The organism is Pseudomonas sp. FR229a (genome assembly GCF_030209115.1).
In the GTDB taxonomy this organism is placed as follows: domain Bacteria; phylum Pseudomonadota; class Gammaproteobacteria; order Pseudomonadales; family Pseudomonadaceae; genus Aquipseudomonas; species Aquipseudomonas moraviensis_A.
In genome coordinates, this window is the sequence record NZ_JARVSP010000008.1 from 111,178 (window position 1) to 122,937 (window position 11,760).

Genomic DNA, 11,760 nt, shown 5'->3' on the forward strand with positions numbered 1-11,760 from the left:
GATAATTCATCCACAGCCCCTTTTTTTGTTCACCAGTTATAAGACACCGTACCGAGCAGGGTGCGATCCTCACCCCAATAACAGCGGCCTGCGTCGTTGCAGCCCGACACATATTCCTTGTCGAACAGGTTTTTCGCATTCAGATCGACACTCCAGTGTGTATCGATCTGATAACCAACCGCCGCGTCTACCAACGTGACGTCGCCGGCATCCAGCTTTCCGTACAGCGAAGGCGATGTATAAGCGAATGCGCTATCGAAATAACGCACACCACCCGCGACATACAAGCCTTTCAGATCACTGTCGAGGAAGCGGTATTTCGCCCAGACCGAGGCCTGATTACGCGGCACTCCGGTCATTTGATGGCCCTTGACCAGCGACGTCGCCGCATCCTTGGTGATTTTTGCATCGGTGTAGGTATAAGCCGCCGTGACATTGAGGTTCTGCGTCAGATTGCTGTTGAGTTCCAGCTCCACACCCTTGGCACGGCTTTCACCCACCTGGCGATAGGTCGACGTCGTTGCGTCGAAATAGGTGTCGTCCTTCTTGCGCAGGTCATACACCGAAGCGGTGAAGGCTGTATCCCTGCCGATCGGTTCGTATTTGAGGCCCACTTCGTACTGGCTGCTGGTAATCGGATCAAGTGGGGCGCCGGCATTGGAAATCTGCTGCACCGGCACGAATGCTGTGGAATAGCTGACATACGGCGTCATGCCGTTGTCGAACTGATACATCACACCGCCCTGGTACGTGAACTTCTTGTCTTCGGAGCTGATGTTGCTGCCTCGGGCTACCTTGTCGCGGAAGTCACTGTCGACCCAGTCCTGACGCCCTCCCAGCAGGAACAGCCAGTGGTCGTACTTGCTCTGGATCTGTGCATAGACGCCCTTCATCTGCTGCTCGAGCAACGTGTTTTGCACGGCAATCGGCGTGGTCGGATCGCGCAGGTAAACCGGGTCATAGACATTGATCGGCCCGACAATCCCGGCATTCCAGTCCTGGTTGAACGAGGTGCGATCGTAGCTGGCGCCAAACAACACGGTGTTTTCCAGATCGCCCGCCTGGAATTTGCCTTCCAGCTGGTTATCCAGCGAATACACCATGGATTTGTTGAAGCGATCATAGGCGGTCATGTTCAACCGCGTGCCGAAGCCTGCGTTGTTCAAATTGCCCGGCCAGGTTTCGTGACGGGTAATGCGCGACTGCATGTAGCGCGAGTTCTGGCGGAACTGCCAGTCATCGTTGAACGAGTGGCTGAACTCGTAACCGGTGCTCCAGGTTTCCCGCTCGAAAGTATTCCAGTCGGGGTCACCGAGCATGGTGTCCTTGGACAGCTTGCCGTTGGGGTTGCTCAGCAATGTGCCGGCGGCCGGCAGACCGAGCTCCATATTGGTATGGTCTTTCTGGTAGTTGGCCAGCAGGGTCAGCGTATTGAAATCGTCGAAATTGAGGGTCAGCGAAGGGGCGATATAAATGCGGTCGTCAAGAACGTGATCGGTCTGGGTATCGGATTTGCGTCCGAGCATCACCACGCGCCCGAGCACATTACCGCTGTCATTGAGCGGGCCGGAGACATCGACGCCGATCTGCCGGCGGTTGTTCGAGCCGTAGCCCAATTGCACTTCGCCCCGTGGCGCGGCCGTCGGGCGCTTGCTGACCAGATTGACCAGACCGCCCGGCGCGTTTTCGCCATACAACAGCGAAGAAGGGCCACGGAATACTTCGACGCGTTCAAGTCCGTACGGCTCGGTGCTGGTGTCATAGCGATTGCCCTGCACGCGCAGTCCATCCCGGAGCAGACCGTAGCCGTAATCGGTGGCGTTGAAACCGCGGATGTAAAACAGATCGCCGGCCAGACTGTCGCCGGCAGCGAACGGCGGGGCGAAGATTCCCGGCACGTAGCCGAGTACGTCGGTAAGTGTCTGGGATTTCTGATCCTTGATGCGCTGCCCGGTCACTACTGACACCGAACGCGGCGTTTCCGACAGCGGTGTGCTGGTTTTCGTACCGATCCGGCTGTTTTGCGCTTTGTAGCCAACGTCGGCGGCGTAATCCAGATCCATTGGATTGGCCAACTGTGCATTGATGTTGGTCGGTGCCAGTTCCAGGGTATCTCCCTCAGGCAAGGGCTGCAGGATGTAGCTGCCGGGTGCTTGCGGCACCGCCTGTAAACCAGAACCTTGCAGCAACTGGGCGAAGCCTTGTTCGACGCTGAAGTCACCGCTTAACCCGGCGCTGCGCAGGCGGCTGGTCTGTTGCGGCGAGAACGACAGAATCACATTCGCGGTAGAGGCGAACTGACTCAATGCATTGTCCAACGGGCCGGCAGCGATGACGTAGCGCTGGGATGCGGTCGCTGCGAAGGCGCTGTGGCCGGTGACCAGACAGGACGCAGCGCTGGCCATCAATAAGCTGTAGGCAATGCAGTGGGGAGAAAAACGCTGACGGAACGTGGGAAGACGCATGTGTGGATTAGCCCTGAAGGTGGCGAAGAGCCGCGTTTATCGCGATTACCTGTAGGGCCGGGTCAGGGCAAAAAAAGATAACCCTGTCGGCAATTATTTTTCCCTGGCCTTGTTTCAATCAAGCGCTGTGGCTGATCGAGACCCAGTAACGGCTGAAATAGCGCACGTTGATTGGCAACGAAGCCTGAAGGTTGGCCAGCACCGCGTCGGTCGAATCGAGCCGGAAGGTCCCGGAGACGCGCAGATCCCTTGCCCGACGATCGCAATGCAATACACCGCTGCGATAGCGTCCCAACTCTTCGAGGACATCGCCCAAGCGGGCATCGAGGACGATCAACTGGCCGTTGATCCAGGCCACTTCTGCTGGCTGGAAGGGATGAATGAGGCCGATATGCCGACTATCGAAATCCGCACCTTCGCCTGCCTTCAGCATCAGCGGAGCAATGGAGGACTGCGCAGGTTGAACGCTGACTCGATCTTCCAGCACCCCGACCCGTGTTGAGTTGGGCATTTGATGCACCGAGAAGCGGGTGCCCAACGCTTGAATCCGGCCGTCACGGGTCTGCACGTAGAAGGGTCGCTGATCCCCGAGCTTGCCGGTCTGAACGAGAATTTCCCCGCCGCGCAGTCGAATCAGGCGTTGCGCTGCGTCGAAAGAAACATCGATCGCAGAGTCGGTGTTGAGCTGGATCTGGCTGCCATCGGCCAGGCTGATGGTGCGACGCTGGCCCACCCCGGTTTTATAGTCGGCCCAGACGTTTCCGAGGGACGTGTGTCGTTGAACATTCCAGCCCACGAAGCCTGTACCCGCTACGAGCAGCAACAGCTTGAGTACCTGTCGCCTGTGTTGGCCGCTATTGAGCGCACGTCGCTTCAGATCCTGCGGCAGCGTTCCCAAGTGGCGCTGCAATTGTTCCATCTGGTTCCACGCCGCCAGATGCGCCGGATCGCTATCTATCCACAGCTGCCAGGCTTTTTGTTCGGCAAGGCTCGGAGGCTGGGATTGAAACTGCACATACCAGCTGGCAGCGGTTTCGAATACCTGGCGGTTGGCAGCGACGGCCATCAGTGCTGCGCCATGATCAGGGCGCATTCCGTGAGGGCGCGGATCATGTGTTTCTTGATTGTGGTCAGCGATACCTTCATCTGCAGAGCGATCTGTTGATAAGTCAGGCCGTCGACCTGCGAGAGGATGAATATCTGCCGTGTGCGCGTGCCAAGCCCGGCCAGGGCTTTATCCACAGCGAGCAGGGTTTCGATGATCAGCGCCTTGTCCTCTTCGCTGATAACCGCCGCTTCGGGCCGGGTGGCCAGTGTCTGCAAGTACGCGGCTTCAATGGCGCACCTTCTATAGCGGTCGATGACCAGACCGCGTGCGATGGTCGCCAGGTAATCCCTCGGCTCTCGGATATGCGCCGCATTGCGCGCCGCCAGAATGCGCAAAAAGGTGTCATGCGCCACATCGGCTGCATCGCAGGTGTTGTGCAGTTTGCCCTTGAGCCAGCCATACAGCCACGAATGGTGTTGCTCGTAGATTTGCTCGATCGCAGCGGTATGGGCGGGTAGGGGCATGGGAGAAACTGGCAAGTTAATGATAATGGCTATTATTAGCCTCTGTTACGTTCTCTCACAATAGCCTTTTGATGTCCTGTCGCAGGCTTTCTAAGCGTCACCGATCCTTCGGTGACGTTTTTTTTTGCGCATGGAAACATCCATCCAGCGGTTTTTTGCAGATTAAGCCCTGTGAATAACTGGCGCTAAGGTCGGTTGATAACAAGGCCTGAAAATTGGCTATAACCCGCCCTGTGGATAAACATACCTTTAATCCACAGGCTTACACCGGTTATCCAAGGGCCTCCTCGGCACCTGAGCACAGGGTTTTGAATCCCTGTACACATTGATTAATAAGGCCTGTAGCGATCTATCCACAGAAAGGTTGCCCAGTAAGAATAAACATAAAAACAAAGGTTTTATAAATTTCTCTCTTTTTTATTCTTTTAACCTCGAGTTCTCCACAGCTGGTTAAATTTTGTGCAGAGGGTTCTTTAGAAAGGGCGAAGTCCCTATACTTGCCGACCAGGTCCAGAAACCTGAGCTCAAATTTTTCCTGAATGACCTACTTAAGCAGGCACGAGGTGCGTGGTGGATTTCCCTTCCCGTTTTGAAGTGATCGTCATCGGCGGCGGTCATGCCGGTACCGAGGCAGCACTGGCGTCAGCACGCATGGGGGCAAAAACCCTATTGCTGACGCATAACGTGGAAACCCTCGGTGCCATGAGTTGCAACCCGGCCATCGGTGGCATCGGCAAGAGCCATCTGGTCAAGGAAATCGATGCCCTCGGCGGCGCGATGGCTACGGCCACAGATTTGGGCGGCATCCAGTTCCGTGTGTTGAACAGTCGTAAAGGCCCGGCGGTACGGGCGACCCGTGCGCAAGCCGACCGGATTCTGTACAAGGCAGCGGTCCGTGAAATCCTGGAAAACCAGCCGAACCTGTGGATATTCCAACAAGCTGCTGATGACTTGATCGTCGAGCAGGAACAAGTCCGCGGTGTTGTCACGCAAATGGGTCTGCGTTTCTTCGCCGATTCCGTGGTGTTGACCACCGGTACGTTCCTCGGCGGACTTATCCACATTGGTTTGCAGAATTTTTCCGGCGGTCGTGCCGGTGATCCGCCGTCAATCGCGCTGGCTCATCGTTTGCGTGAACTGCCACTGCGTGTCGGTCGCCTGAAAACCGGCACACCGCCGCGTATCGATGGCAAGTCTGTGGATTTCTCGGTTATGACCGAGCAACCAGGTGATACGCCGATTCCAGTGATGTCGTTCATGGGCAACAAGGAACAGCATCCACGGCAAGTCAGTTGCTGGATCACTCACACCAATGCCCGCACCCACGAAATCATCGCGGCGAACCTTGATCGTTCGCCGATGTATTCCGCTGCCGGTGAAATCGAAGGCGTCGGCCCGCGCTATTGCCCGTCGATCGAAGACAAGATCCACCGCTTTGCCGACAAGGAAAGCCATCAGGTGTTCATCGAACCGGAAGGTCTGACCACCCATGAGCTGTATCCGAACGGGATATCCACAAGCCTGCCGTTCGACGTGCAATTGCAGATCGTGCAATCGATCCGCGGCATGGAGAACGCGCACATCGTGCGTCCGGGTTATGCGATCGAGTACGACTACTTCGATCCGCGCGATCTGAAGTACAGCCTGGAAACCAAAGTCATCGGCGGTCTGTTCTTCGCCGGGCAGATCAACGGCACCACCGGTTACGAAGAAGCCGGCGCCCAAGGTCTGCTCGCCGGGGCCAACGCTGCGCTGCGCGCCAAGGGCAAAGAAGCCTGGTGCCCACGCCGCGATGAAGCGTACATCGGGGTATTGGTCGACGACCTGATCACCCTTGGTACACAAGAGCCGTACCGCATGTTCACTTCTCGTGCCGAGTACCGCCTGATTCTGCGCGAGGACAATGCCGATCTGCGTCTGACCGAAAAAAGTCGCGAGCTCGGTCTGGTCGATGACGCGCGTTGGGCGGCCTTCTGCAAGAAGCGCGAAAGTATCGAGCTGGAAGAACAGCGCCTGAAAAGCACTTGGGTTCGCCCGAATACCCCTCAGGGCGATGCGATTGCCGAGAAATTCGGCACGCCACTGACTCACGAATACAATTTGCTCAACCTGTTGAGCCGTCCGGAAATCGACTACGCCGGTCTGGTCGAAGTGACCGGGCAGGGCGCGGAAGATCCACAGGTCGCCGAGCAGGTGGAAATCAAGACCAAGTACGCCGGTTACATCGACCGTCAACAGGACGAAATCGCCCGTCTGCGCGCCAGTGAAGACACGAAATTGCCTGTGGATATCGATTACACCAACATCTCCGGTCTGTCCAAGGAGATCCAGAGCAAGCTCGGCGCCACACGTCCCGAGACGCTGGGCCAGGCGTCACGGATTCCAGGCGTAACCCCGGCGGCGATCTCGCTGTTGATGATTCATTTGAAAAAACGCGGCGCGGGCCGTCAGTTGGAGCAAAGCGCTTGAGTGCCAAGGTCACTTCGCAACACGCCGAAGAGTTATCCACAGGAGCCCGCGAGCTCGGGGTCGATCTCACCCCAATCCAGCACGAACGGCTGCTGGGCTATCTGGCCCTGTTGATCAAATGGAACCAGGCCTACAACCTGACCGCCGTACGAGATCCGGACGAAATGGTTTCGCGCCACCTGCTCGACAGTCTCAGCGTGATGTCGTTTATCGAAAACGGGCGCTGGCTCGACGTCGGCAGCGGTGGCGGCATGCCTGGCATTCCGCTGGCCATCCTGTACCCGGACTCGCAGGTGACCTGTCTGGACAGCAACGGCAAGAAAACCCGCTTCCTGACTCAGGTCAAACTCGAACTGAAGCTGGATAACCTGCAAGTTATCCACAGTCGCGTCGAAGCTTTCCAGCCTGCACAGCCTTTCAACGGAATCATTTCCCGGGCATTCAGCAGCATGGAAAACTTCACCAACTGGACTCGCCACCTCGGCGATGCCGATACACGCTGGCTGGCAATGAAGGGCGTTCATCCCGCCGATGAGCTGGTAGCATTGCCGGCAGATTTCAAACTCGATAGCGAACACGCCCTGGCCGTCCCCGGTTGCCAAGGCCAACGCCATCTGCTGATACTGCGCCGCACGGCATGATTGGGAACACAAGCAAGAATGGCTAAGGTATTCGCGATAGCGAACCAGAAGGGTGGTGTGGGCAAGACCACCACCTGCATCAACCTCGCAGCATCCCTGGTCGCGACCAAGCGCCGGGTGCTGTTGATCGATCTCGATCCACAGGGCAACGCCACCATGGGTAGCGGTGTGGATAAACATGGCCTGGAAAACTCGGTTTACGATCTGCTGATCGGTGAATGCGATCTGGGCCAGGCCATGCACTTTTCCGAGCACGGCGGTTATCAGCTGCTGCCGGCCAACCGCGACCTGACCGCTGCGGAAGTGGTATTGCTGGAAATGCAGATGAAGGAAAGCCGTCTGCGCAGTGCGCTGGCGCCCATCCGCGACAACTACGATTACATCCTGATCGACTGCCCGCCGTCGCTGTCGATGCTCACGCTCAACGCTCTGGTCGCCGCTGACGGGGTGATTATCCCCATGCAGTGCGAATACTTTGCCCTCGAAGGCTTGAGCGACCTTGTGGATAACATCAAGCGCATCGCTGAGCTGCTCAATCCGAACCTGAAAGTCGAAGGCCTGCTGCGGACCATGTATGACCCGCGCCTGAGCCTGATGAACGATGTCTCGGCGCAACTCAAGGAACACTTCGGCGATCAGCTGTACGACACGGTGATCCCGCGCAACATTCGCCTGGCCGAAGCACCAAGCTACGGCATGCCGGCGCTGGCTTACGACAAGCAATCGCGTGGCGCCCTGGCCTATCTGGCTCTGGCGGGCGAGATGGTTCGCCGTCAGCGCAAAAATTCACGCATTGCTGCTGCTCAGCCAACTTAAGGAATCCCCATGGCCGTCAAGAAACGAGGTCTCGGACGTGGACTGGATGCACTGCTGAGTGGTCCGACGGTCAGCGCGCTGGAAGAACAGGCCGCGCAGGCTGACACCCGTGTACTGCAACATCTGCCGCTGGACCTGCTGCAGCGTGGCAAATATCAGCCGCGCCGCGACATGGACCCGCAGGCACTGGAAGAGCTGGCGCAATCGATCAAGGCTCAGGGCGTGATGCAGCCGATCGTGGTGCGCCCGATTGGCGGCGGTCGTTTTGAGATCATCGCCGGTGAACGCCGCTGGCGCGCCAGTCAGCAGGCCGGGCAGGAGACGATCCCGGCGATGGTCCGCGATGTGCCGGATGAAACCGCCATCGCGATTGCGCTGATCGAGAACATCCAGCGCGAAGACCTCAATCCGATCGAAGAAGCGGTGGCTTTGCAGCGTTTGCAGCAGGAATTTCAGCTGACCCAGCAGCAGGTCGCCGAGGCTGTGGGTAAGTCGCGGGTGACTGTGGCTAACCTGTTGCGACTTATTGCACTGCCCGAAGTCATCAAAACCATGCTCTCGCACGGTGACCTGGAAATGGGTCATGCGCGCGCCTTGCTCGGTCTGCCGGACAATCAGCAGGTTGAAGGGGCGCGACATGTTGTCGCACGAGGGCTGACCGTGCGCCAAACCGAGGCACTGGTTCGGCAGTGGTTGAGTGGCAAGCCGGAGCCTGTGGAAGCAAGAAAAACCGATCCGGACATCGCTCGCCTCGAGCAGCGCCTGGCCGAGCGGCTGGGCTCTGCGGTGCAGATTCGCCACGGCAAGAAGGGCAAAGGCCAACTGGTGATTGGTTATAACTCTCTCGATGAGCTTCAAGGTGTGCTCGCACACATCCGCTGAAACATTTCCTCATGTAGCGCGCAGTCGGAAATCACTACCTGACAGTTGAATAGGGGCAGAACCGCCCCTATACTCTGCGCGCATTTTGTCGGCACAAATTATGCCAAGTTATTGAATTTTGGCAGCCGACCATTGGAGAGCAATTGTGATGGAAACCCGCACGCCAAACCGCTTGCCTTTCCATCGCCTGGCGGTTTTTCCGGTGTTGATGGCTCAATTTGTCATTTTGCTCATTGCCGCTTTGGCGCTCTGGCAATGGCATGGAGTCGTTGCCGGATACTCGGGACTTTGCGGAGGCCTGATAGCCTTGCTGCCCAATGTTTATTTTGCTCACAAGGCATTTCGGTTTTCCGGCGCCCGAGCAGCCCAGTCCATCGTCCGGTCTTTCTATGCCGGCGAGGCAGGCAAACTGATTTTGACGGCAGTGCTGTTTGCACTGGTGTTTGCAGGTGTGAAGCCACTGGCGCCGATCGCAGTATTCGGCGTGTTCGTGCTGACTCAGTCGGTCAGCTGGTTCGCTCCCCTGCTGATGAGAACAAGACTTTCGAGACCTTAGGGCGTTTGAGGCAACCATGGCAGAAACAACCGCTTCGGGCTATATCCAGCACCACTTGCAGAACCTGACTTTCGGTCAGCTACCCAACGGCGGCTGGGGCTTTGCCCACACCGCAGCAGAGGCCAAGGAAATGGGCTTCTGGGCTTTCCACGTCGATACCCTCGGCTGGTCGGTCGCGCTGGGTCTGATCTTCGTTCTTCTTTTCCGCATGGCGGCAAAGAAAGCGACGTCGGGTCAGCCGGGTGCCTTGCAGAACTTCGTTGAAGTATTGGTCGAATTCGTCGATGGCAGCGTGAAAGACAGCTTCCATGGCCGTAGCCCGGTGATTGCACCGCTGGCACTGACCATCTTCGTCTGGGTGTTCCTGATGAACGCCGTCGACCTGGTACCGGTCGACTGGATTCCTCAGTTGGCCATCCTGATCTCCGGCGACCACCACATCCCGTTCCGCGCCGTGTCGACTACTGACCCGAACGCGACCCTGGGCATGGCGTTCTCGGTGTTCGCACTGATCATTTTCTACAGCATCAAGGTCAAGGGCATCGGCGGCTTCATCGGCGAACTGACCCTGCACCCGTTCGGCAGCAAGAACATCTTTGTTCAGGCGCTGCTGATTCCGGTGAACTTCCTGCTGGAATTCGTCACCCTGATCGCCAAGCCGATCTCTCTGGCTCTGCGTCTGTTCGGCAACATGTATGCCGGCGAGCTGGTGTTCATTCTGATCGCTGTGATGTTCGGCAGCGGCCTGCTCTGGCTCAGCGGCCTGGGCGTTGTTCTGCAGTGGGCGTGGGCGGTGTTCCACATCCTGATCATCACCCTGCAGGCGTTCATCTTCATGATGCTGACCATCGTCTACCTGTCGATGGCGCACGAAGAAAACCATTAAGACCAGTCTCGACTAGTCTGATGTTCCTCCCGGTCAAACGGGAGGGAGCTCCTTGCGGGGCAACTGAAACGATTTGTTTTACCGCTTTAATCTAAAAAACCTAAACCATACGACGTAAAAGTCGGGAGGAAAGATGGAAACTGTAGTTGGTCTAACCGCTATCGCTGTTGCACTGTTGATCGGCCTGGGCGCACTGGGTACCGCAATTGGTTTCGGCCTGTTGGGCGGCAAGTTCCTGGAAGGCGCAGCGCGTCAGCCAGAAATGGTTCCAATGCTGCAAGTCAAAATGTTCATCGTTGCCGGTCTGCTCGACGCCGTAACCATGATCGGTGTTGGTATCGCTCTGTTCTTCACCTTTGCGAACCCGTTCGTTGGTCAGATCGCTGGCTGATTACTCGGATCTTCCGGGTAATTTGGTGTGATGGACAACGTAACTGCGAGGTGTTGGCGTGAACATTAATGCGACCCTGATTGGCCAGTCCGTTGCGTTCCTGATTTTTGTACTGTTCTGCATGAAGTATGTATGGCCTCCGGTCATCGCTGCTCTGCACGAACGTCAAAAGAAGATCGCTGATGGTCTGGACGCTGCCAGCCGTGCAGCTCGCGACCTGGAGTTGGCCCAAGAGAAAGCGGGTCAGCAACTGCGCGAAGCGAAAGCTCAGGCAGCTGAAATCATCGAGCAAGCCAAGAAACGCGGTAACCAGATCGTCGAAGAGGCTGTTGAAAAAGCCCGTATCGACGCTGACCGTGTGAAGGTTCAGGCTCAAGCCGAGATCGAACAGGAACTGAACAGCGTCAAAGACAAGCTGCGTGCCCAAGTGGGCTTGCTGGCTGTTGGCGGCGCCGAGAAGATCCTGGGTGCCACAATCGATCAAAACGCGCACGCAGAGCTGGTTAACCAACTGGCTGCTGAAATCTAAGCGAGGGCGATCATGGCAGAACTGACCACGTTGGCCCGACCTTACGCTAAGGCGGCCTTCGAGCACGCTCAGGCCCACCAGCAACTGGCCAATTGGTCAGCCATGCTCGGCCTGGCAGCAGCGGTGTCGCAAGACGACACCCTGCAGCGCGTGCTCAAGGCCCCGCGACTGACGAGCGCAGAAAAGGCCGCCACGTTCATTGACGTGTGCGGCGACAAGTTTGATGAAAAGGCACGCAATTTCATCAACGTCGTTGCCGAGAACGACCGTCTCCTGCTTCTGCCGGAGATCGCCGCTCTGTTCGACCTGTACAAGGCCGAACAAGAGAAATCGGTAGACGTTGAAGTAACCAGTGCATTTGCATTGAACCAAGAACAGCAAGACAAACTCGCCAAGGTTCTCAGTGCACGACTCAACCGGGAAGTGCGCCTGCAAGTTGCGGAGGACGCTGCCTTGATTGGTGGTGTCGTGATCCGCGCCGGCGACCTGGTTATCGATGGCTCGATTCGCGGCAAAATCGCGAAACTTGCCGAAGCATTGAAATCTTGAGTTT

The 11,760-nt window shown here is 57.3% G+C and carries 12 protein-coding genes; 9 read left to right on the forward strand and 3 right to left on the reverse strand.

Translation table 11 applies throughout. The annotated features are described in order from the left end of the window. Nucleotides 1-29: 29 nt before the first annotated feature. The 3 genes from QRN33_RS07130 to QRN33_RS07140 form a co-directional block, all read right to left on the reverse strand. Nucleotides 30-2,465 (reverse strand): TonB-dependent siderophore receptor, encoded by a 2,436-nt coding sequence (locus QRN33_RS07130; protein ID WP_285407733.1) that lies wholly within the window; start codon nucleotides 2,463-2,465, stop codon nucleotides 30-32. Between the two features lie 118 nt (nucleotides 2,466-2,583). Then, nucleotides 2,584-3,531, reverse strand: a complete 948-nt coding sequence (locus QRN33_RS07135; RefSeq protein WP_285407734.1) for a FecR domain-containing protein — start codon at nucleotides 3,529-3,531, stop codon at nucleotides 2,584-2,586. Then, the gene (locus QRN33_RS07140) at nucleotides 3,531-4,037 is read right to left on the reverse strand and encodes a sigma-70 family RNA polymerase sigma factor (RefSeq protein WP_064365201.1); all 507 of its coding nucleotides are present in this window, start codon (nucleotides 4,035-4,037) and stop codon (nucleotides 3,531-3,533) included. The genes QRN33_RS07135 and QRN33_RS07140 overlap by 1 nt, the downstream gene beginning before the upstream one ends. A 570-nt stretch (nucleotides 4,038-4,607) precedes the next feature. Here QRN33_RS07140 and mnmG point away from each other — a divergent pair. The 9 genes from mnmG to QRN33_RS07185 all read left to right on the forward strand — a co-directional run bounded on the left by mnmG (nucleotide 4,608) and on the right by QRN33_RS07185 (nucleotide 11,756). Beyond that, a complete protein-coding gene (gene mnmG, locus QRN33_RS07145; protein ID WP_285407735.1) occupies nucleotides 4,608-6,506 on the forward strand; it encodes a tRNA uridine-5-carboxymethylaminomethyl(34) synthesis enzyme MnmG in 1,899 nt (632 codons plus the stop codon). Then, nucleotides 6,503-7,147, forward strand: coding sequence for a 16S rRNA (guanine(527)-N(7))-methyltransferase RsmG (gene rsmG, locus QRN33_RS07150; protein WP_064365199.1), 645 nt, complete (start codon nucleotides 6,503-6,505; stop codon nucleotides 7,145-7,147). Before mnmG ends, rsmG begins: the two co-directional genes overlap by 4 nt. A gap of 18 nt (nucleotides 7,148-7,165) precedes the next feature. Beyond that, nucleotides 7,166-7,963 carry a ParA family protein gene (locus tag QRN33_RS07155; RefSeq protein ID WP_016772400.1) on the forward strand — a complete coding sequence of 266 codons (798 nt, stop codon included), beginning with the start codon at nucleotides 7,166-7,168 and terminating at the stop codon, nucleotides 7,961-7,963. A 9-nt stretch (nucleotides 7,964-7,972) separates the two neighbouring features. Continuing rightward, nucleotides 7,973-8,845 carry a ParB/RepB/Spo0J family partition protein gene (locus QRN33_RS07160; RefSeq protein WP_285407736.1) on the forward strand — a complete coding sequence of 291 codons (873 nt, stop codon included), beginning with the start codon at nucleotides 7,973-7,975 and terminating at the stop codon, nucleotides 8,843-8,845. A gap of 148 nt (nucleotides 8,846-8,993) precedes the next feature. Continuing rightward, on the forward strand, nucleotides 8,994-9,401 hold the full coding sequence (locus tag QRN33_RS07165; RefSeq protein ID WP_042607990.1) for a F0F1 ATP synthase subunit I: 408 nt from the start codon (nucleotides 8,994-8,996) through the stop codon (nucleotides 9,399-9,401). Between the two features lie 16 nt (nucleotides 9,402-9,417). Beyond that, nucleotides 9,418-10,287: a F0F1 ATP synthase subunit A gene (atpB, locus tag QRN33_RS07170; RefSeq protein ID WP_042607991.1), complete on the forward strand. Its 870-nt coding sequence runs from the start codon at nucleotides 9,418-9,420 to the stop codon at nucleotides 10,285-10,287. Nucleotides 10,288-10,420: 133 nt separating this feature from the next. Further along, a complete protein-coding gene (atpE, locus tag QRN33_RS07175; RefSeq protein WP_003097235.1) occupies nucleotides 10,421-10,678 on the forward strand; it encodes a F0F1 ATP synthase subunit C in 258 nt (85 codons plus the stop codon). Between the two features lie 58 nt (nucleotides 10,679-10,736). Then, entirely contained in the window at nucleotides 10,737-11,207 is a 471-nt protein-coding gene (locus QRN33_RS07180) for a F0F1 ATP synthase subunit B (RefSeq protein WP_016772403.1), read from the forward strand. A gap of 12 nt (nucleotides 11,208-11,219) precedes the next feature. Beyond that, nucleotides 11,220-11,756 (forward strand): F0F1 ATP synthase subunit delta, encoded by a 537-nt coding sequence (locus tag QRN33_RS07185; protein ID WP_016772404.1) that lies wholly within the window; start codon nucleotides 11,220-11,222, stop codon nucleotides 11,754-11,756. Nucleotides 11,757-11,760: the final 4 nt, after the last annotated feature.

What these genes read in the sequence shown, in the direction of transcription:
- QRN33_RS07130 (WP_285407733.1), bottom strand. Translation starts at nt 2,465, where the DNA reads ATGCGTCTTCCCACGTTCCGTCAGCGTTTTTCTCCCCACTGCATTGCC.
- QRN33_RS07135 (WP_285407734.1), bottom strand. Translation starts at nt 3,531, where the DNA reads ATGGCCGTCGCTGCCAACCGCCAGGTATTCGAAACCGCTGCCAGCTGG.
- QRN33_RS07185 (WP_016772404.1), top strand. Translation starts at nt 11,220, where the DNA reads ATGGCAGAACTGACCACGTTGGCCCGACCTTACGCTAAGGCGGCCTTC.
- QRN33_RS07165 (WP_042607990.1), top strand. Translation starts at nt 8,994, where the DNA reads ATGGAAACCCGCACGCCAAACCGCTTGCCTTTCCATCGCCTGGCGGTT.
- atpE (WP_003097235.1), top strand. Translation starts at nt 10,421, where the DNA reads ATGGAAACTGTAGTTGGTCTAACCGCTATCGCTGTTGCACTGTTGATC.
- QRN33_RS07160 (WP_285407736.1), top strand. Translation starts at nt 7,973, where the DNA reads ATGGCCGTCAAGAAACGAGGTCTCGGACGTGGACTGGATGCACTGCTG.
- atpB (WP_042607991.1), top strand. Translation starts at nt 9,418, where the DNA reads ATGGCAGAAACAACCGCTTCGGGCTATATCCAGCACCACTTGCAGAAC.
- QRN33_RS07155 (WP_016772400.1), top strand. Translation starts at nt 7,166, where the DNA reads ATGGCTAAGGTATTCGCGATAGCGAACCAGAAGGGTGGTGTGGGCAAG.
- QRN33_RS07140 (WP_064365201.1), bottom strand. Translation starts at nt 4,037, where the DNA reads ATGCCCCTACCCGCCCATACCGCTGCGATCGAGCAAATCTACGAGCAA.